The organism is Labrys okinawensis, assembly GCF_002982075.1.
GTDB lineage: Bacteria > Pseudomonadota > Alphaproteobacteria > Rhizobiales > Labraceae > Labrys > Labrys okinawensis_A.
Window position 1 is genome coordinate 431,106 of record NZ_PUEJ01000005.1, and the last position, 20,608, is coordinate 451,713.

Sequence of the window (20,608 nt, forward strand, 5' to 3'; positions counted from 1 at the left end):
CCGGCGCATCACATCTTTCACGCTGCGGCGTCACTATTTCTAGGAACTCTACGATGCTCGAAATCAAGAACCTCCATGCCGAAATCGACGGCAAGCCGATCATCCAGGGGCTGAGCCTCACGGTGAAGGATGGCGAAGTCGCGGCGATCATGGGCCCGAACGGCTCCGGCAAGTCGACGCTGTCCTATATCCTGGCCGGCAAGGAAGACTATGAGGTTACCGAGGGCGAGATCCTGCTCGACGGCGAGAACATCCTCGAGATCCCGGTCGAGGAGCGCGCCGCGCGCGGCGTCTTCCTGGCCTTCCAGTACCCGCTCGAAATTCCCGGCGTTGCAACCATGACCTTCCTGAAGGCCGCCTTGAACGCCCAGCGCAAGGCGCGCGGCGAGGCCGAGCTCTCGACGCCGGACTTCATCAAGCGCGTGAACAGTGCGTCCGATGAGCTTAAGATCTCGAAGGAAATGCTCCGCCGCGCCTTCAATGTCGGCTTCTCCGGCGGCGAAAAGAAGCGCATGGAGATCCTGCAGATGGCGCTGCTGCAGCCGAGCCTCGCGGTGCTCGACGAGACCGATTCCGGCCTCGACATCGACGCGCTGCGCATCGTGGCCGACGGCGTCAATGCGCTGCGCTCGCCCAAGCGCTCCTTCATCGTCATCACCCACTATCAGCGCCTGCTCAACCACATCGTCCCCGACAGCGTGCATGTCCTCTCCAAGGGCCGCATCGTGAAGTCGGGCGGCAAGGAACTGGCGCTCGAGCTCGAAGCCAACGGCTATCGCGACTACGAGGAAGCTGCGTAACCATGGCCAATATCGTTGCTGTGAAAACTTCGGCCGAGACGGCATTGGACGAGGCCTTCGGCGGCCTGCGCGAGGCGCTGCCCGGCGCCGCGGCTGTGCGTGGCCTGCGCGACGGGGCCATTGCGCGTTTCCGCGAGAGCGGCTTGCCTCATCGCCGGGTCGAGGAATGGAAATATACCGATCTGCGTAACCTGATGCGCGACGCCAATCCCGTCGCGACCAGCCCGCAGGGCACGCCTGCTGCGGCAGGCCGGGCGGAGGATTTTCTCGCCGGGCTCGACCATATTCGCCTGGTCGTCGTCGACGGTGCCTATTCTCCGACGCTGTCGAACATTGCCGCACTGCCGGCCGGGCTGAAGGTGACTTCCCTCGCCGAGGCGCTCGCCTCGACCGACGATGCGCTCATCGCCGATCTCAGTGCCGGAGCGCCTGACAACGCGGTGCTCGATCTCAACACCGCCTTCATGAGCGACGGCGTGGTGGTGAGCGTCGAGGCAGGCGTCGAGATCGGTCTGCCGGTCGCCATCGAGACCCGTCATACCGGTGCCGTGCCGCAGGCGACCTTCACGCGCTCGCTCGTGGTGCTGGGCGCCGGCGCCAAGCTGACGCTGATCGACAGCTATGAGGGGCCGGAGGGCGTCGCCCATCAGACCAATGCGGCCCTTGCCGTCAAGGTTGGCGACGGGGCCGAGCTGCAGCGCATCAGCTTCCAGGTTCAGGGGCTGGAAGCGCAGCATATCTCCACCGTGCTGGCCTCGCTCGGCAAGGAAGCCGTGTTGCAGAGCTTCGCCCTGGAGGCGGGGGCCGCCGTTGCACGCAACCAGCTCTTCGTCACCTATCGGGGCGACGATGCCAAGATCGTGCTGTCGGGCGCCACGCTGCTGGCCGGCAAGCGCCATGCCGATACCACTTTGGTGGTGGATCATACGGCACTTGGCGGTGAGAGCCGCGAGCTTTTCCACGCGGTGATCGACGACGAGGCCCGCTCGGTGTTCCAGGGCAAGATCGTGGTTCGCCCCGGCGCGCAGAAGACCGACGGCCGCATGATGAGCCGGTCGCTGCTGCTGTCTGAAACGGCAGAGGCAAACGCCAAGCCGGAACTCGAAATCTTTGCCGACGACGTGGTGTGCGCCCATGGCGCAACCTGCGGCGCCCTGGACGAGGATCTCCTGTTCTATTGCAAGGCCCGCGGCATCCCGCAGAAGGAGGCCGAGGCGATCCTCGTCCAGGCCTTCGTCGGCGAGGCCATCGAGACGGTGGAGAACGAGGACCTGCGCGATCGCCTCAATGCGCTCACGCTGGCCTGGCTCGACAAGCGGGTCTGACCGGAGTGTCGACCTCTGGTCGGCATTCTCTGCCATGTTCTTGAAGGAAAACATGGCGGCCTCGCTCCGTCGACCGATGGAGCCGGGGCGCCACTCCCAAAGAGGAACTCTTGCCGTGAACAAGCCCGTCGCCGCACTTCCTTATGACCTGACCAAGGTCCGTGCCGACTTTCCGGCCCTGTCGCTGCAGGTTCACGGCAAGCCTCTGGTCTATCTCGACAATGGTGCCTCCGCGCAGAAGCCCCAGGCGGTTCTCGATCGCATGATGCACGCCTACACCCATGAATATGCGAATGTTCACAGGGGCTTGCACTATCTGGCAAATGCGGCGACGGAGGCCTATGAGGCTGGACGCGAGAGTGTGCGCAAATTCCTCAACGCCCCCTCGGTCGAGCAGATCGTCTTCTCGCGCTCGGCCACGGAATCGCTCAATCTGGTCGCCGCCTCCATGGGGCGGCTGCTCGAGATCGGCGAGGGGGACGAGATCGTGCTCTCGATCATGGAGCATCATTCCAACATCGTGCCCTGGCACTTCCATCGCGAACGGGCCGGCGCCGTGCTGAAATGGGCGCCGATCCGCGAGGACGGCTCCTTCGATCTCGAGGCTTTCGAAAAACTCTTGGGGCCGCGCACCAAGATGGTGGCGATCACCCATATGTCGAACGTGCTGGGCACGGTGACCCCGCTCAAGGACATCGTGGCCCTGGCCCATGCCCGCGGCATTCCGGTATTGGCCGACGGCAGCCAGGGCGCCGTGCATCTCGACGTCGACGTGCAGGATCTCGACGTCGATTTCTATGCCTTCACCGGCCACAAGGTCTATGGCCCGACCGGCATCGGCGTGCTCTACGGCAAGAAGGAATGGCTGGAGCGGATGCCGCCCTTCAACGGTGGTGGCGAGATGATCGGCGAGGTGACCGAGGACAACATCACCTATGCCACGCCGCCCCATCGCTTCGAGGCCGGCACGCCCCCGATCGTGCAGGCGATCGGCTTGGGTGCAGCCCTGGACTATATGATGGCGCTTGGGCGGGACAATATCCGGGCTCACGAGGAGAAGCTTCTCCATTATGCCCAGGAGCGACTGTCCAAGCTGAATTCGATCCGGATTTTCGGCGAGGCGCCGGGCAAGGGCGGTATCGTCTCCTTCGAGTTGAAGAACGCCCATGCCCATGACGTGGCGACCGTGCTGGACCGCTATGGTATCGCGGTGCGCGCAGGAACGCATTGCGCTCAGCCGCTTTTGGCGCGATATGGCGTAACTTCGACCTGCCGCGCATCCTTCGGGCTTTACAATACGCTCGACGAGGTAGATGCACTGGTCGAGGCGCTGATCAAGGCGCAGAGCTTTTTCGCATGACGGAGGCAGTGATGGCCGACGGAAATCTGGCCGAGACCCGGCCCAATGAACCGGCTGTCGCAGGGGCGACAGCCTTGCCGCCGGAAGAGATCGACCGGCTGACCGACGCAATCGTGGCTGCTCTCAAGACGGTGTACGATCCGGAAATCCCGGCCGACATCTACGAACTTGGCCTGATCTACCGTGTCGAGATCGGCGATGATCGCAAGGTCAGCATCGACATGACGCTGACGGCGCCCGGCTGCCCGGTCGCGGGCGAAATGCCCGGCTGGGTCGAGAATGCCGTCGGAAGCGTTCCCGGCGTTTCCGAAGTCCAGGTGAAGATGGTCTTCGATCCGCCGTGGGACCAGTCGCGCATGTCCGACGAAGCGCGGGTCGCGCTGGACATGTGGTGATCGGTGGGCTGGTCTTCAGACCAGCCTGAAACGCCATGCGTGTTAAAGAGGCTAAGCGGGTCTGAAGACCCGTCCCCCAACCCTCTCGCATTCGAGCCGAGTCGCGCTTATATTCGTGGGGTAAACCGAGCGCCGGGCCTTGAACCCGGTGTTGTTGGAGTGTTCCAGTGAGCAAGATCCGTCCGAAGTTCAAGGTCGTTTCGCTGACCGATGCCGCGGCCGAGAAGATCAAGGCCATCATGGCCACTGCTGAGCGGCCCTATGAAGGTGTGCGCGTCGGCGTCAAGAATGGTGGTTGTGCCGGCATGTCCTACACGATGGAATATGCTGAAGCCGCCAACCCGCTCGACGAAGTGGTCGAGGACAAGGGCGTCAAGGTCCTGATCGATCCCAAGGCCGTGCTGTTCCTGCTCGGTACCGAGATGGACTACAAGACCGACAAGCTGTCGGCGCAGTTCGTCTTCAACAACCCGAACCAGACCTCGGCCTGCGGCTGCGGCGAGTCGGTCGCGATCACGCCGGCATCGAGTGGCGCGCTGGAAGCGACGGCCTGAGACCGTCGGCGCATGGATCACGAGCATCTGCGCGACCTCTTCGCTGGCATGCCGCGTCTATCCATCCGCCGCATGTTTGGTGGGGTCGGCCTTTATTCCGACGGCGTGGTCTTCGCGCTCGGCGCTTTCGATGAGATCTGGATCAAGGTGGATGCCGAGGTCCAGCCCTTGTTCGAGCAGGCGGGTTCTCGCCCCTTTCGCTATCGGGGCAAGAACCGCGACGTGCAGCTGCCTTATTGGAGCTTGCCGGACGCTGCACTCGACGATCCGGACGAAGCCCTGAAGTGGGGCCGTCTGGGTTTGGCTGCGTCCTTGCGCGCTCCGAAGCGGGCGTCTAAAGCAAAACGTTCCAGGAAGAGCGCGCCGCAGCCCGCGTGAGTGCCCTCCTTTTCGTCGATATCGGACCATTGCCATGTCCATCGTGCTCTCGATCGCCCTGTTCTTCGTCATCTGGTGGATGACCTTGTTCGCCGTGCTGCCGCTTGGCGTGAAGAGCCAGTTCGAAGGTGGCGAGGTGGTGCCGGGCACCGAGGCCGGGGCGCCGCAAAGGCCGATGCTGCTGAAGAAGGCGGGCATCACGACGGTGATCGCCGTGGCGATCTTCACCTGCGTCTATCTCGTCGTGTCGAAACATTGGATGCCGCACCAGATCTTCGACATCGTACCGGACCTGAAGCAATAATGGCTGTGCTCTCACGCGATGTCGGCCCGCAGGATCATGTGAAGGGGCCTGCCGACGCCCCGGTCACCCTGGTCGAATATGGCGATTTCGAATGCCCCTATTGCGGGGAGACCGTTGGCGTGATCGACGGCGTGCAGCGTTTGATGGGCGACAGGCTGCGCTATGTCTTCCGCCATTTCCCCTTGGTCGAGCCACATCCCTTTGCCCTGCATGCCGCCGGCCTGGCCGAGGCGGCGGCCGAAGTCGGCCGATTCTGGGAGGCGCACCGCATCCTCTACGACAACCAGCATGCGCTTGATGACAGGGCCCTGCGCAGCTACGGACGCCGGCTCGGTCTTGGCCAGGACGCCGTCGAGGCTGCCTTGGGCGGGCGCTACGCCGCCAGGATCGAGCTCGATTTCCAGAGTGGCATCGCCAGCGGCGTGAATGCGACGCCGACCCTGTTCATCAATGGCGTTCGTCATGATGGCCGTCGCGACCTCCGCGGGCTGCATGCGGCGCTGCTGGCTGCTGCAGAAAACGGAAACTGAACCCGCTGCCGCGGCACCTCAATGCTGCAGCACGATCTTGCCGAAATGCGTGCCGCCGGCGAGATGGCGCAAGGCTTCGCCGATATCCATCCAGGGATAGCAGCGATCGATCACGGGCCGGATCCGGCCGGCGTCGATGGCCCGCGCCATCGCCTCGAAGGAGGCGCGTGAACCCACTGGAATGCCCCGCACCGTCACCTGGCGCCGGAAGATATCGAGCGGATTGATGGTTCCCTCGGTGCCGCCGAGATAGCCGATCACACTGATCTGGCCGCCGCGGCGTACGGCCTTCAGCGATTGCGCGAAACTGTCGGGACCACCGACCTCCAGGACATGGTCGACACCTCGCCCCTGCGTGAGCTCGATCACGGCGTCGGCCCATTGCGGGTGCCTGCGGTAGTTCACTCCGGCCGCCGCCCCGAGCGCCCTGGCGCGCTCGATCTTTTCGTCGCTGCTCGATGTAACGATGACGCGGGCGCCGGCATTGACGGCAAATTGCAGGGCAAAGATCGAAACACCACCGGTACCGAGCACGAGGATGGTGTCGCCTGCATGGACGCGGCCCTCGGTGACCAGACTGTGCCATGCCGTCACGCCGGCGCAGGGCAGGGTGGCTGCTTCGAGGTCGGTAAGGTGGGCGGGTGCTGGCACGACAGCCTGTTCGTCGAGGGCGGCATATTCGGTCAGCAGCCCGTCGAGGGGGCCGCCGCGCTGGTAGCTCGGCTCGGCCATATCGAAACTGCCGCCGACCCAGCGCTGCCAGAAGGTGCTGCAGACCCTGTCGCCGATCGCAACGCGGCTGACATCCTCCCCGATCGCCACCACTTCGCCGACGCCGTCCGAGATCGGGATCAGCGGCAGGGGGAAGCGGGTGTGATAGCTGCCGCGGATGATCTCGAGATCGCGGTAGTTGAGAGCTGTCGCCCTGATGCGCACGATTACTTCCTGGCGTCGCGGGGTCGGCATCGGCCGCTCGACCAGTCGCAGATTGCCGATGCCCGGCTCGCCTTCGATGATGATGGCTTTCATTCTTGTCTCCTTGCCCATTTGCCTTGGCAAGGATGCGGATGCGGCACATAATGTTCAAATTCATAATGATCAAAATCAATATGCAAGGAATGTATAATGTTGAGCGAGATGCGCACTTTCGTTCTGTTCGCCGAAGAAGGTTCGATCCAACGGGTAGCCGAGCGCCTGCCCCTGACGCAGCCGGCGGTCACCCGGCAGATCCAGCGGCTCGAACAGCTCCTCGGCTTCGAATTGCTCGACCGTCGCTTAAAGCCGCCAACCCTGGCGCCGCTGGCTATCGAGGCGCTTGCCCGGTGTCGAAAGGTGCTGGCCGCCTATGACGAGTTCACGCAGATGGCAAGGCAGCGCGAACCCGAAGGCATGCTCAGGCTTGGTGTCGCCCATGGTATTGCCGGCAGCGCCCTCGCGCCGATCATTCGCGATCTGCGCCGACGATTTCCGAACGTAATGCTGCGCTTGATCACGGGCTGGAGCCAACCTCTGTCCGAGCAGCTTGCCCGCGGCAATCTCGATGCCGCCGTGCTGCTCTCTGCCGAGGTTGTCAGCGATCGTTTGAGCATCCTGGGAAAGGAGTATCTGTCGATCATCACCGCGAGCGCCGAAACTGCCGGGAAAGCGGATGGTTCGATCGCCGAGGCCGGCTGGATTCTCAGCCCCGAACCATGCGATGCCCGCCGGCTCCTGGCTTCGGCAATGGTCCGGCGGGGGCAGGCGTTGCAGGTGATCGCCGAAGTTCAGGATTCAGGCCTGCAACTGGCCCTGGTGCGGGAGGGACTCGGGCTCAGCCTGCTGCCGCGGCGGTTCCTGGAACGAGCCGCCATTCCGGGGATTGCCGCGCTCGAGGATGCCGATGATCTCCGCCTGGTTCTCGATGTCCAGATGCAACGCTCGCCGCATCTTCGCTTGCTGGACCCTGTCGTCGATATCCTGGCGCAGGCGATCGGCGCCCAATTGGGTGATGGCGAGCGCTAGCTTCTGTCCTTCGGCTTGCTCCCGGGCTTTTCCATCCATTTGATGATGAGCATGGCCGGGAAGATCCAGGCAAGGCCCAGAATGGCATAGAGAATGGGTTGCAGCCAGGCGGGGGCGTCGGTGATGCGGCCTTCCGCCAGGGCCATGGCGAGGAGGGCATAGACCACGACCAGCACCAGCATCGCCAGCGAACCGACCAGTTTGCGCAGGGACGGGGCCTTGTAGTCCTGGGCCATGATCTCGAACTCCGTAGCCAGCGCCGGCACGCGGCGGCGAGGCGTATTGCCTTTGAAGTGCGACGCGAGCGCGCGTTGCTCCAGCCAGGCGATTTCTATATCTGTGCGCCCTAGAGCAAAGCGCGTTCGTGAACGAACGCTTGTTTGCTCTAACTCCTTGTTTCGACGTGTCTTTGCGATTCAAGGTGATTCCATGTAATCGCAAAACGCTTTAGAACAAAGAGCGTTTCGACGGAAACGCTTCTTTCTCCCGGCTTCGTGTTTCGCAGCGCGTTCCAGATGTCGCAAAGCACGCGATGCGAGCCGGCCGACCAGGAAAGGCAATCCACGTGGCCGCCATTGCAGACAATCCCGCCACCAGCGGCATGAGCCGCGGCCATCTTGCGGCTATCCGCGCCTGGCTCGTCGTCGTAGCCGTGCTGGTGATTGCCATGGTGGTGGTGGGCGGCGCCACGCGCCTGACCGAATCCGGGCTCTCGATCACCGAATGGAAGCCGATCAAGGGCACCATTCCGCCGCTCTCCGCCGACGAATGGGCGGCCGAGTTCGAGAAATACAAACAGATCCCGCAATATGTGAAGCTGAACCTCGGCATGTCGCTCGAGGAGTTCAAGTTCATCTATTGGTGGGAGTGGAGCCATCGCCTGCTGGGCCGCCTGATCGGCATCGTCTTTGCCGTGCCTTTCCTGATCTTCTGGCTGCGCGGCTGGCTGACGCCCAGGCTCACCGTGAAGCTGGTCGGTCTGCTGGCGCTCGGCGGCAGCCAGGGACTGCTGGGCTGGTGGATGGTGAAATCGGGCCTGGCCGATCGGACGGAGGTCTCCGAATATCGCCTGGCCATGCACCTGACCCTGGCCTGTCTCATTCTCACGGCGATCGTCTGGGTGGCATCCTCGCTCAAGGAGGAACGCTTCAGCGGAGCCGTGCCGGGAACTGCGCGGGCGATTGCCTATCTCCTGGTGCCGCTCGTCCTGGTGCAGATCTTCATGGGGGGGCTGGTGGCGGGCCTGAGGGCCGGCATGGCCTACAACACCTGGCCGCTGATGGACGGCCATTTCATCCCGGCGCTGAACAATCTCTACATCATGGCCCCCACCTGGGTGAACCATTTCGAGAATGCGCTGACGGTGCAGTTCCAGCACCGGATGGTGGCCTATCTCATCGTGGCGCTGGCCTTGCTGCAGGCCTGGCTGGCCATGCGGGGCGGGAACGGCCCGGCGCGTGGCCGGGCCTTGCTGGTTGCGGCCGTGGCGCTGGCCCAGGCCGCCATCGGCATCATCACGCTCGTGCTGGTCGTGCCGCTCTGGGCCGGTATCCTGCATCAGCTCGGCGGCGTCCTGCTGCTCACCGCTGCGACGGTGCACGCGCAGCGGCTGGCCGCAGGTTCTGCGCCTCAGCTGGCGGCGAGGGCCTGATCGAGGTCGGCGATGATGTCCTTGACGTCCTCGATTCCGACCGAGATGCGCACCACGTCGGGGCCCGCGCCCGCTGCCTTCTTCTGCTCATCGGACAATTGCCGGTGGGTGGTGGAAGCCGGGTGGATGATCAGCGAGCGGGTGTCACCGACATTGGCGAGATGCGAGAACAATTTGACGTTCGACACCAGCTGGATGCCCGCCTCGTTGCCGCCCTTCAGGCCGAAGGTGAACACGGCCCCGGCGCCCTTGGGGCAATATTTGCGGGCGAGGGCATTGTAGCGGTCGGCATCGAGACCGGGATAGGACACCCAGGCCACCCCCGGATGCTCGGCCAAATATTGCGCGACGGCCAAGGCATTGTCCGAATGCTTCTGCATGCGCAGCGGCAATGTCTCGATACCGGTCAGGATCAGGAAGGCGTTGAAGGGCGACAGCGCCGGGCCGAGGTCGCGCAGACCGAGCACGCGCGCGGCGATGGCGAAAGCGAAGTTGCCGAAGGTCTCGCCGATGACGATGCCGTTATATTCCGGGCGCGGCGCCGACAGGAAGGGATAGCGCCCTGAGGAAAGCCAGTCGAACTTGCCGCCGTCGACGATCACACCACCGATCGAGTTGCCATGCCCGCCCAGGAATTTGGTGGCCGAATGGACCACGATGTCGGCGCCGAAATCGATCGGTCGGGTGAGATAGGGCGAGGCGAGGGTGTTGTCGACGATCAGCGGCACGCCGGCCTTCTTGGCAATGGCGGCGATGGCGGCGATATCCGTGATGATGCCGCCGGGATTGGCGATGGATTCGATGAAGATCGCCTTGGTCTTGGGGGTCACCGCGGCGGCGAAGCTGGCGGGATCGTTGGCATCGGCCCAGCGCACATTCCAGTCGAACGAGCGGAAGGAATGGTTGAACTGGTTGATCGAGCCGCCATAGAGCTTGTTGGAGGCGATGAACTCGTCGCCCGGCTGCAGCAAGGTGTGGAACACCAGCATCTGCGCGGCGTGTCCCGAGGCGACCGCCAGGGCGGCGGTGCCGCCTTCCAGGGCGGCGACACGCTCCTCCAGCACCGCATTGGTGGGATTGGTGATGCGCGAATAGATATTGCCGAAAGCCTGCAGCCCGAACAGCGAGGCGGCGTGGTCGACATCGTCGAAGACGAAGGATGTCGTCTGATAGATCGGGGTGGCGCGGGCGCCGGTGGTCGGGTCGGGCTGCGCGCCTGCGTGAACGGCAAGCGTTGAAAACCCTGGTTGTTGCCCAGCCGACATCATGATCCTCCTTGGATGGTCTTGTGGAATGCTTGGCCGCGATCGCGCGGCGTCGGTGAATTGGTGTCATTGCGAGCGCAGCGAAGCAATCCAGTTTTTGTAGGAGGCCTCTGGATCGCTTCGCTGCGCTCGCAATGACTGATGGTATCAGCAGCCTACCGGCGCAGGCCGAGGCGTTGGAAGCCACGATTGTCTCGGGTCGCCCGCTTGGAGGAAATCGCACCGGAATTGACGCCGGCCCAGCCGATTTCGCCGGAAAGCCGGCCATACTCGATCTTGGGGCAGCGGTTCATCACCACCTCGATGCCAGCGGCTTCCGCTTTCGCAGCCGCGGCATCGTTGCGCACCGTCAACTGCATCCAGATCACCTTGGGCAGCACCGGCAGGGCCAGGATCTCGTCGACGACAGCGCCGGCCGCCTCGGAATTGCGGAAGATGTCGACCATGTCGACCGGGCCGGGCAGGGCTGCCAGGCTGGCATAAACCGGCAGATCCAGGATGGTCTTGCCGGCAAGGCCCGGATTGATCGGGAACATCTGATAGCCGCGCAACTTGAGGTACTTCAGGACGAAATAACTCGGCCGGGCTTCATTGGCCGAAGCGCCGACCATGGCGATGCTGTGAACCTTGCGCAGGATGCCGCCGATATAGTCGTCAGAATAGCTGTCGTGGTTCATTCACAAATCCGCCGGTCGTCGTCCGGTCATCAATTGGCTTCGGCTATGGGTTTGAGCCTGTCGAGGAAGGGTTTCACCACCTCCGCATTGCCGGGAAGCGGTGTCAAGGCTTGCAGGGACGCGAACTGTTCGTCGAGCTGCTGCAGCGCTTCCTTTCTCTTCTCGGGAGTGAGGCTCTGATCCGCCTCGATCTCGGCCCGTGCCTTGGCCTTCTCTGCTTCGGGATCGTTCTGAGCGTTCTCGGCCGCATTGCCACCGCTATTGTCGGGGACATCGGCCTGATAGGCCAGCATCACCGAATTGGTGACGATATCGAGCGTGTCGAGATCCTTGAAATCATATTTGGTCAGGATTGCATCGGTGCGCGTCTTGGCCTCGGCGATATCCTGGAATGCCGGCAGGGAGGCCACGGGATCATCGCCGGGCGTGTCGGAACGATCGCCATATTTCTTGGTGAGATCGGCGGCGAGGACCGCCAACTCCCCACGTGCGGCGATGAATTTCTCCACCATCGGCGCGGTCAGCTTGACCTGGTCGTCGCTCGCGCCGGCGGAGCCGGACAGGAAACACGCCGATAGAGCCAGGCTGGAAGCAAGACATAGACGGCGGGCGAAGTGCCTGACGGTGTGGGCGTGCATGGTGGCTACCAATCGAATTGCTCGCGCAGGATGCGCTCGTCGAGCGAGTGCCCAGGGTCGTGCAGCATGACGAGGTCTTGCGACAAATCCATGGCTATCTCGACGCGCTGTACATCCTTGACCTCGACATTGTCGCCGACCGCATTGACCGGCCGCTTGCTCGCTTCCAGCACGTCGACGGTGACACGGGCGCGCTGCGGCAGGATGGCACCGCGCCAACGCCTCGGCCGAAAGGCCGAAATCGGGGTGAGTGCCAGCAAAGGCGCCTCGAGGGGCAGGATCGGACCATTCGCCGACAGATTATAGGCGGTCGATCCGGCAGGGGTCGCCACGATCAGGCCATCGCAGATCAGGCTCTCCAGCCGGACATGCTCGTCGATCGAGATCTTGAGCTTGGCCGCCTGGAAACGGGCGCGCAGCAGCGAAACCTCGTTGATGGCGTAGGACTTCGATTTATGGCCGCGTGTATCGACTGCGCACATCGCGAGCGGGTGCACCACGCTACGCCGGGCCTTGGCCAGGCGGTCATGCAGGTCGTTTTCGCGGAACTCGTTCATCAGGAAGCCGACCGAGCCGCGATTCATGCCATAGATGGGAAGCTTGCGGCCCATCAGCCTGTGCAGCGTCTGCAGCATGAGACCGTCCCCGCCGAGAGCGACGACCACGTCGGCTTCCTCGATCGGGACGTCGCCATAGTGCGCCGTGAGCGATTTGAGCGCCTTGCGCGCCGAAGCGGTGGCGGTGGCCACGAAGGCGATCTTCTCGAAATGGTGTTTGCTGGTCACGAATGGAATCGCAATGGGAATGTTCGCTGGACCAGGGCATGCCCGGGTCGATGGATGAGGCAGGCGACGCATGCCCGATGACAGCCTATCGCGAAAAATCGGCGACTGCCAATGCCCAAAGCGTCGTGCGGTGGAGAGAAACGCCGAGGGGCAAAGGCGCGGCTCCCGGCGCATGAGCCGGCATGAGAAAACGCCGCACTGACGATCAGCACGGCGTCTTCAAGATCCCGAAGCGTCTCGAAACGCAAGACGCATGAGCCGCCCCTGGGCGGCGATTGGTCTGGAAAGAAGAACTTGAGCAAGGGAGCGCTCAACCGCGAACGCCCTTTGCTCAAGTAGATCACATCATTTCTTGGACCACCATCCGGCCTTCTTCGGCTTGGCTGGATCGACGGCGTCGACATAGACATAGGCCGAGGGGTTGGACACCACGACTTCGCGCACCGCGGCGGATGCCACGGCTTCCTGACCCGGCTCGGGTTCCGACTCGGCGGCAGGAGCCGGTGCCGGAGGCTGCTCGGCCTGGACCGTCTCGGCCTGGACCGTCTCGGCTTGGACCGGTTCGGCTTCCGGGGCAGGGGCCGGCGTGGTCTCGCTCTCCGCTTCTGTCTTGATCGCCACCTGCTTGCGTCCGCGGCGCTTGGGCTTCGGCTTTTCTTCCGCGGCTATCTCGGGGACGGCCTCGGCGACAGCCGCTACTTCGGCGGCTTCCGCCGCAGCGGTCTCGAGCGGGGCGGTTGCGGGGGCGGAAGCCGCAACTGCCGGCGGTTCGACTTCGGCCTCGCGGCGGCCGCCACGACGCCCGCGGCGGCGACGCTTGCCGGCATCCGCGCCTTCGTCCTCGCTCGCGGCGACGGTTTCGGCGACCGCAGGCGGTGTCACATCCTCGGCCGTGGACGGCTCGGCTGCAGCCTGCTCGGCGGCGGGCGCGGCATCCTCGCCTTCACCTTCGCTGTCACCTTCGTTTTCATTGGCTGCGGCGTTCTGCGCATCGGCTTCGCCACCCGGGCCATTGCCCCGGCGACGACGACGGCGACGGCGGCGTTTGCGGCCGCCTTCCCCGGTTTCGGCTTCGCCATCCGCGGCTTGATGGCGCGACTTGCGGCCACCCTCGATTTCCTTTTCTTCCTCTTCCTCGACGTCGGTCTCGACCTCGGCCACTTCTTCGGCCGGCGGGAAGGAGTCGACCTGGACGGTGGTCGCCACCGGGCGCGGTTCCTGCGGTGTCGCGATATCACCGCGTTCGATCAGGTAGTTCTGGCTACCCACGATGGTCTCGTCGGCGCTCACGGTGATGGAAACGCCGAACCGGGCTTCCAGCGCATAGAGATGGCCGCGCTTGTGGTTGAGCACATAGAGCGCGGTGGCCGTCCGGGTGCGCAGCACCAGATTATGCGTGGCGCTCTTGAGAAGCTGGTCCTCGAGGGCGCGCAGGATATGCAGGGCCACGGAGGTGACGGAACGGACATGGCCGCTGCCGCCGCAATGGGCGCACACCTCGGTGGAGGATTCCAGCACGCCGGTGCGGATGCGCTGGCGCGACATCTCCATCAGGCCGAAATGCGAGATGCGGCCGACCTGAATACGCGCCCTGTCGTTCTTCAGGCAATCCTTGAGCTTGCGCTCGACCGAGCGGTTGTTGCGGCTCTCGTCCATATCGATGAAATCGATGACGATCAGGCCGGCAAGGTCGCGCAGGCGCAACTGACGGGAGATTTCCTCCGCAGCCTCGAGATTGGTCTTGAGGGCAGTGTCCTCGATGTTGTGCTCGCGCGTGGCGCGGCCGGAGTTGACGTCGATCGAAACCAGTGCCTCGGTCTGATTGATGACGATATAGCCGCCTGATTTCAGGCTGACCGAGGGCGAGAACATCGCGTCGAGCTGGGCTTCCACGCCGAAGCGCTGGAACAGCGGAGCCGCCTCGCGATAGGCCTGGACGTTCTTGGCATGGCTCGGCATGAGCATGCGCATGAAGTCCTTGGCCTCGCGATAACCCTCGTCGCCGGCGACGATCACCTCGTCGATGTCCTTGTTGTAGAGGTCGCGGATCGAGCGCTTGATCAGCGAGCCTTCTTCATAGACGAGCGTCGGAGCCGCGGATTTCAGGGTGAGATCGCGCACGTTCTCCCACAGGCGCAGCAGATATTCGAAGTCGCGCTTGATCTCGACCTTGGTGCGCGAAGCACCGGCCGTGCGCAGGATCACGCCCATGCCGTCCGGCACGTCAAGTTCGCCGGCCACGGCCTTGAGACGCTTGCGGTCGACGGCATTGGTGATCTTGCGGGAAATGCCGCCGCCCCGGGCGGTGTTGGGCATCAGCACCGAATAACGACCGGCCAGCGACAGATAGGTGGTCAGGGCCGCGCCCTTGTTGCCGCGCTCTTCCTTGACGACCTGAACCAGCAGCACCTGGCGGCGCTTGATCACTTCCTGGATCTTGTACTGCTTGCGCGGGCGGGCGACGCGCTCTGGGATGTCGTCGGCGACATCGCCGCCACCGAGTGCCTCGACATGCTCCTCGTCGGAACCGGAGCCGACCTCGACGATGCCGCCGGAGCCGCCTTCCTCACCGGCGCTGTCATCGGTTGCATCAGGTTCGGGAGCCGAAGCGACGACAGCGGCCGTTTCGGCTTCTGCAGCCTCGGTGCGGTTCTGCCCGCGGCCGCGACGACGGCGCGAGCCGCCCCGGCGACCCTCGCTCGCGCCATTGGCGTTGCCGTTTTCCTCGTCGTCTTCCTCGTCGCGATGCGAGCGCTGCTCCTCGGCCAGCAAGGCCAGGCGATCGGCGACGGGTATCTGATAGTAGTCAGGGTGGATTTCCGAAAAGGCAAGGAAGCCGTGGCGATTGCCGCCATATTCCACGAAGGCCGCCTGAAGAGACGGTTCGACTCGGGTGACTTTGGCGAGATAGATATTGCCGCGCAGCTGCTTGCGATTGGCTGCCTCGAAGTCAAACTCCTCGACGCGATTGCCGCGGACCACCACGACCCGGGTTTCCTCCGGGTGGGCGGCATCGATCAACATTTTGTTGGCCATTATTATTTTCTCTCTGGCAAGCGCGGCCGGGGTCATGCGCGGGGCTGCAGGCGACGAACACCGATACAGCCCTGCCGATGCGGCAGGCGCTTGCTCTGTTGGCTGGGACAAGGCTCGATGAGGGGCGAATGGTATGTCCCGAAGCCGAAAGCGGCAGTGTTCGTGCAAACCGCTCGGGGAGTGCACGCTGCTTCACTTCTCGACGTCCGGGGGATGCTGTTATTTGCATCGCTCCATCACCGGGTTCGGGTCTCGGGACGAATCCCGCGACGGCGCTCTCGGTCGATGGGCGGGACGGAATGTCCGACTGGCGCTCGCGCCAATCCGGATCGCTGGCGATCCGCACGCCACCCGTGATTCTCCTTATCCTCTAAGGACACATCAGCAGCCGGATAACCTCGGCTTGGCCGGCACCGCATACGATCGTCACGCTTTCACGGCGCAACCGGTCTGCAGGGACCATTCTGATGCTCGAATTCGGCATGGTCGGAGAACCATTCGAGAGCGAATTTGTTTTATCGAGTTCTTGTTCGATTTGGCAAGGATTTCCGTTGGCTGTTGCAGGAAGGACACGGACAATGTCTGGCCTGTGTTAACGCCGGAGACACCCTTCGGAGCCTTCATCATTGTTTCGCCACTTCCAAGCGGATATTGGCAGGATCGGGTTTCGCGCCGGTCCCCTGCCTTGCAACCGTCGGGACGTGCCGGCAATCCCCGCGCGGAATTGCAACGCTTCGGCACGGATATGTGCGACGGGGGCGTTCGACGGAATAATTTGGAGATGATGGGCGGAATGAGGCTCGCCGCGATAGGCATGCTGGTCTTGTTGGGGATAGGGCAGGCGCAGATGGCCCGTGCCGCCCAGGGCCCCGTCGCCCCTCCGGTTACGGCCGACCCCGTGGAGACGCAGCCCCCCGCGACAATGGCGCCGTCCACCCTGACGGCCAGTGACGCAAGGCTGGCGGGCGACGACAGGCGAACGCGCCTGATCGTTGATCTTCACGGCTCCGTGAGCGACCTGAATTTTCGCGTCTTCGTGCTGCCTGATCCCTATCGCGTCGTGGTCGACCTGCCGCAAATAGAATTCGGCATGCCGCCGGAGACCGGCAAGCACGGGCGCGGCGTGGTGAGCGCCTATCGGTTTGGCCTGATCGCGCCCGGCAAGTCTCGCATCGTCCTGGACCTGACCGAGCCGGTAGCGGTGGACAAATCCTTCCTTCTGGATGCGCTGGACGATCAACCGGCGCGGCTGGTGATCGATCTCGTCAAGACGGACAGGGCTGCCTTCATGCGCGCCGCCGCGAGCCAGAAGAGTTCGGACATGAGCGCGCATCCGCAGCCGCCGCCGTCCTCGCCGCCGCTTCTGCCGGAAAGCCAGCCCGGACGACCGGTGGTCGTGGTCGATCCCGGCCATGGCGGCATTGACATGGGCGCAACCTCCAAATCCGGCGAGCAGGAAAAGACCATCGTGCTCGAATTCGCCAAGCGGCTCGCCGACAAGATCAACGAGACGGGGCGCTACCGGGCCGTGCTGACCCGTGACGGCGATACTTTCATCTCCTTGGCCGGTCGCGTGCAGTTCGCGCGCGCAAACCGCGCCTCGCTGTTCATCTCGGTGCATGCCGATACGCTGCACGATCCGTTCGGCGTGAGGGGAGCGACGATCTACACGCTCTCGGACCGGGCTTCGGATGCCGAATCGGCTCGTTATGCCGAGCAGGAGAACAAGGCGGACGCGATCGCGGGCGTGGACTTGGCCTCGGAGCCCGGTGATGTCGCCGATATCCTGATCGACCTCACGCGGCGCGAAACCAAATCCTTCTCCAACGGTTTCGCCAAGGTTCTCATCGACCAGTTCCAGGCCGCTGCCACGCTCAACAAGAACCCGCATCGTTCGGCCGGCTTCAAGGTGCTGACCGCACCCGACATTCCCTCGGTGCTGCTGGAACTCGGTTATCTATCGAGCCGGGACGACGTGAAGCTGCTGACGTCGGACGACTGGCGCAACCGCGCCTCCGATGCGGTGGTGACGGCGATCGACGCTTTCTTCCAGCAGCGCCGCGCCAACCAGCCCGCGGCAGCCAGCGGTTCGGTGCCGGCAACCCCCTGAGGCCTCTCGCCCCCGGCCTCGCCCGATTTCGCAAAGAGGCATCGAAACGAGCTCCGGAGACAGGAGAACGCCCGCATCCCGCGGCTCTCTCGAAAGGCGCGCCTGCAGGCGTCATGCACAGGCATGTTGCCGGTGAGCCGCAGTTTCTCCACAAAAGCCCTGCAAAAGCGTCGAGGTGCAGTTGCCGCCCTTGGGTTCGGCCGGCCCGGCATGTTAGATGTCAACGAAACGAGCCGGGGCTGCCGGCATGAAAACGAACGGCTTCGGCCCACACCTGGCGACGGCAGGGCGGGGAAGATATTGCCGATGAAAGCGTTGTGATGAGACTTTTCGTTCGGTTCCTTGGATTTTTGTTCACAACGGCATCGATGTTGTTCCTTGTCGGGGGATCGTTCCTGGCCCTCTATGTCTGGGCCAACACGCGCGACCTGCCCGATACCGCAGCGCTCAAGGACTACGAACCACCGGTGATGACGCGCGTGCATGCGGGCGACGGCGCGCTTCTGGCCGAATATGCCCGCCAGCGTCGCCTCTATCTGCCGATCGAAGTGATGCCGCCGCTCCTGATCCACGCCTTCATGTCGGCGGAAGACAATGATTTCTACAATCATGTCGGCATCGATCCCAAGGGCGTGCTGCGCGCGCTGATCGCCAATGTCACGCATAAGGGCCGCCGCCAGCAGGGCGCATCGACCATCACGCAGCAGGTCGCCAAGAATTTCTTCCTCGCGCCCGACCAGAACATCGTGCGCAAGATCAAGGAAGCCATCCTGGCCCTGCGGATGGAGCAGACCTATTCGAAGGACAAGATCCTCGAGCTCTATCTGAACGAGATCTATCTGGGCATGGGCAATTACGGTGTGGCCGCCGCTGCCCTCAATTATTTCGGCAAGTCGGTCGACGAGCTCGGCGTCGCCCAGGTCGCCTATCTCGCCGCCCTGCCGAAGGGCCCCAACAACTACAATCCGATCCGCAATCACGATGCGGCCGTCGGTCGACGCAATTGGGTGATCGACCAGATGGTCTCCAATGGCTACATCTCCAAGGAGGAGGGGCGGAAGGCCCAGGCCGAGCCTCTGGCCGTGACGCCGCGTTCCTTCGAAGGCGCCCAGAGCTACGCGGCCAATTATTTCACGGAGGAAGTCCGGCGCGAGATCGCCGAGCGCTATGGCGAGGACAAGCTCTATGAGGGCGGCCTGTCCGTGCGCACCACGCTCGATCCCAAGCTCCAGCGCCTGGCGCGCGATGCCATGGTACAGGGGCTCGTGCGTTTTGACGAGCGCGGTGGTTTCCGCGGCCCGGTCAAGAATGTCGATCTCGGCGAGGATTGGGGCCTGACTCTCGGCGCGGAGAAGCGCCTGAGCGACATCAAGCCCTGGCAGCTTGCCATCGTGCTCGATTCCAGCGACAACTCCGCCCGCATCGGACTGCAGCCCCCGCTGGACCGGTTCGGCTCGATTTCAACCGAACGCCCGACCGGCACCATCAATCTGGACGGTGTGAAATGGGCGCGCAGCCGGGTCGGCAAGGTCAGCCAGATCCTGAAGGTCGGCGACATCATCTATGTCGAGCCCAAAACCGATGGCACCTACCGCCTGCGGCAGATCCCCGAAATCTCCGGCGCCATGGTGGTAATGGATCCCTATACGGGCCGCGTGCTCGCCATGGTGGGAGGTTTCTCATTCGACCAGAGCGAATTCAACCGCGCGACCCAGGCGCAGCGCCAGCCCGGCTCCTCCTTCAAGCCCTTCGTCTACGCCACCGCCATCGACAATGGCTATACGCCGGCCTCCGTGGTCATGGACGCGCCGATCGAGATCAACCAGGGCAATGGCGAGACCTGGCGGCCGGCCAACTACTCCAACAAGTTCTACGGCCCGCAGACGCTGCGTTTCGGCATCGAATATTCGCGTAACGTCATGACGGTGCGGCTCGCCCAGGACGTGGGCATGCCGCTGATCGCGGAATATGCCCGTCGTTTCGGCGTTTACGATGATCTGCCCTCCTATCTGTCGGGCGCGCTCGGTGCCGGCACCACCACCGTGATGCGCATGGTCGCCGGTTACGGCATGCTGGAGAACGGCGGACGCCTGATCAAGCCGACCTTGATCGACCGCATCCAGGACCGCTGGGGCAAGACCATCTACAAGCATGACGAGCGGATCTGCCAAGGCTGCAATGCCGATGACTGGAACAGCCAGGACGAACCGCGCCTGCTCGACCCGCGCGAGCAGGTCCTCGACCCGATGACGGCCTATCAGGTCACCTCCATGCTCGAGGGTGTGATCCAGCACGGTTCGGCCCAGACCCTGCGCTCGCTCAACCGCCCGATCGCCGGCAAGACCGGCACCACCAGCGACGAGAAGGACGCCTGGTTCATCGGCTATTCGCCCGATCTCGTCTGCGGCCTCTATGTCGGCTACGACACACCGCGCCACATCGGCAACAAGGTCACGGGCGGCAGCCTGGCGGCGCCGATCTTCGGCACTTTCATGAAGACGGCCCTGGCCGATAAGGCGCCGGTGCCGTTCCGCGTTCCGCCTGGCATCAAGCTGATCCGTATCGACCGCAAGACCGGCATGCGTTCGGAGGGCAGCGGCGCCATTCTGGAAGCCTTCAAGCCTGGCACGGCACCGCCCGACAACTACACCGTCATCGGTTCCGGCGGCGGCTCCGAAGGGGGAGGCGGTGGCGGCCCCGTCTCCATGGGAACGGGTGATCTCTACTGATTGTCCTTCCCCTGGCCGGCCGGCTTGCCTATATGAAGCCCGGCAAGAGCAAAGTGCGGTTTCTTCGAAT

19 protein-coding genes are annotated in these 20,608 nt (G+C 63.8%); 12 read left to right on the top strand and 7 right to left on the bottom strand.

The annotated features are described in order from the left end of the window. Positions 1 to 53: 53 nt before the first annotated feature. From sufC to C5L14_RS15705, 8 genes are all read left to right on the top strand, one after another. Positions 54 to 800, top strand: a complete 747-nt coding sequence (sufC, locus tag C5L14_RS15670) for a Fe-S cluster assembly ATPase SufC (protein ID WP_105862968.1) — start codon at positions 54 to 56, stop codon at positions 798 to 800. 2 nt (positions 801 to 802) lie between these two features. Further along, positions 803 to 2,125 carry a Fe-S cluster assembly protein SufD gene (gene sufD, locus C5L14_RS15675; protein WP_105862969.1) on the top strand — a complete coding sequence of 441 codons (1,323 nt, stop codon included), beginning with the start codon at positions 803 to 805 and terminating at the stop codon, positions 2,123 to 2,125. A gap of 115 nt (positions 2,126 to 2,240) precedes the next feature. Further along, positions 2,241 to 3,485: a cysteine desulfurase gene (locus C5L14_RS15680; protein ID WP_245443402.1), complete on the top strand. Its 1,245-nt coding sequence runs from the start codon at positions 2,241 to 2,243 to the stop codon at positions 3,483 to 3,485. An 11-nt stretch (positions 3,486 to 3,496) separates the two neighbouring features. Then, entirely contained in the window at positions 3,497 to 3,880 is a 384-nt protein-coding gene (locus tag C5L14_RS15685) for an SUF system Fe-S cluster assembly protein (RefSeq protein WP_105862971.1), read from the top strand. Between the two features lie 176 nt (positions 3,881 to 4,056). Next, positions 4,057 to 4,434 carry a HesB/IscA family protein gene (locus tag C5L14_RS15690; protein WP_105863243.1) on the top strand — a complete coding sequence of 126 codons (378 nt, stop codon included), beginning with the start codon at positions 4,057 to 4,059 and terminating at the stop codon, positions 4,432 to 4,434. A gap of 12 nt (positions 4,435 to 4,446) precedes the next feature. After that, a complete protein-coding gene (locus tag C5L14_RS15695) occupies positions 4,447 to 4,812 on the top strand; it encodes a TfoX/Sxy family protein (RefSeq protein WP_105862972.1) in 366 nt (121 codons plus the stop codon). 34 nt (positions 4,813 to 4,846) lie between these two features. Next, complete coding sequence (locus tag C5L14_RS15700; protein WP_068282581.1) at positions 4,847 to 5,116, top strand: DUF1467 family protein; 270 nt, start codon at positions 4,847 to 4,849, stop codon at positions 5,114 to 5,116. Beyond that, entirely contained in the window at positions 5,116 to 5,646 is a 531-nt protein-coding gene (locus C5L14_RS15705) for a DsbA family protein (protein WP_105862973.1), read from the top strand. The genes C5L14_RS15700 and C5L14_RS15705 overlap by 1 nt, the downstream gene beginning before the upstream one ends. A gap of 18 nt (positions 5,647 to 5,664) precedes the next feature. Here the strand turns inward: C5L14_RS15705 and C5L14_RS15710 are convergent, their stop codons facing one another. Next, positions 5,665 to 6,675, bottom strand: coding sequence for a zinc-dependent alcohol dehydrogenase family protein (locus C5L14_RS15710; protein WP_105862974.1), 1,011 nt, complete (start codon positions 6,673 to 6,675; stop codon positions 5,665 to 5,667). Between the two features lie 96 nt (positions 6,676 to 6,771). On the opposite strand from C5L14_RS15710, the gene C5L14_RS15715 reads away from it, so the two are divergent. After that, entirely contained in the window at positions 6,772 to 7,647 is an 876-nt protein-coding gene (locus C5L14_RS15715) for a LysR family transcriptional regulator (RefSeq protein ID WP_105862975.1), read from the top strand. Here the strand turns inward: C5L14_RS15715 and C5L14_RS15720 are convergent. Beyond that, positions 7,644 to 7,883 carry a DUF2842 domain-containing protein gene (locus tag C5L14_RS15720; RefSeq protein WP_105863244.1) on the bottom strand — a complete coding sequence of 80 codons (240 nt, stop codon included), beginning with the start codon at positions 7,881 to 7,883 and terminating at the stop codon, positions 7,644 to 7,646. The genes C5L14_RS15715 and C5L14_RS15720 overlap by 4 nt on opposite strands. Before the next feature lie 329 nt (positions 7,884 to 8,212). On the opposite strand from C5L14_RS15720, the gene C5L14_RS15725 reads away from it, so the two are divergent. Next, a complete protein-coding gene (locus C5L14_RS15725; RefSeq protein ID WP_245443403.1) occupies positions 8,213 to 9,298 on the top strand; it encodes a COX15/CtaA family protein in 1,086 nt (361 codons plus the stop codon). Here C5L14_RS15725 and C5L14_RS15730 read toward each other — a convergent pair. The 5 genes from C5L14_RS15730 to C5L14_RS15750 form a co-directional block, all read right to left on the bottom strand. Next, positions 9,277 to 10,563 (bottom strand): O-acetylhomoserine aminocarboxypropyltransferase, encoded by a 1,287-nt coding sequence (locus tag C5L14_RS15730; protein ID WP_105862976.1) that lies wholly within the window; start codon positions 10,561 to 10,563, stop codon positions 9,277 to 9,279. The two genes, C5L14_RS15725 and C5L14_RS15730, sit on opposite strands and share 22 nt — an antisense overlap. Before the next feature lie 155 nt (positions 10,564 to 10,718). Next, positions 10,719 to 11,240, bottom strand: coding sequence for a CoA-binding protein (locus tag C5L14_RS15735; RefSeq protein WP_105862977.1), 522 nt, complete (start codon positions 11,238 to 11,240; stop codon positions 10,719 to 10,721). Positions 11,241 to 11,269: 29 nt separating this feature from the next. After that, a complete protein-coding gene (locus C5L14_RS15740) occupies positions 11,270 to 11,878 on the bottom strand; it encodes a hypothetical protein (RefSeq protein WP_105862978.1) in 609 nt (202 codons plus the stop codon). Positions 11,879 to 11,883: 5 nt separating this feature from the next. Next, positions 11,884 to 12,735, bottom strand: a complete 852-nt coding sequence (locus C5L14_RS15745) for an NAD kinase (RefSeq protein WP_105862979.1) — start codon at positions 12,733 to 12,735, stop codon at positions 11,884 to 11,886. Positions 12,736 to 13,008: 273 nt separating this feature from the next. Next, the gene (locus tag C5L14_RS15750) at positions 13,009 to 15,699 is read right to left on the bottom strand and encodes an Rne/Rng family ribonuclease (protein WP_105862980.1); all 2,691 of its coding nucleotides are present in this window, start codon (positions 15,697 to 15,699) and stop codon (positions 13,009 to 13,011) included. 847 nt (positions 15,700 to 16,546) lie between these two features. On the opposite strand from C5L14_RS15750, the gene C5L14_RS15755 reads away from it, so the two are divergent. Continuing rightward, complete coding sequence (locus C5L14_RS15755) at positions 16,547 to 17,809, top strand: N-acetylmuramoyl-L-alanine amidase (RefSeq protein WP_210203247.1); 1,263 nt, start codon at positions 16,547 to 16,549, stop codon at positions 17,807 to 17,809. A 320-nt stretch (positions 17,810 to 18,129) separates the two neighbouring features. Continuing rightward, positions 18,130 to 20,538 carry a penicillin-binding protein 1A gene (locus C5L14_RS15760; RefSeq protein ID WP_105862982.1) on the top strand — a complete coding sequence of 803 codons (2,409 nt, stop codon included), beginning with the start codon at positions 18,130 to 18,132 and terminating at the stop codon, positions 20,536 to 20,538. The last annotated feature ends 70 nt before the right edge of the window (positions 20,539 to 20,608 follow it).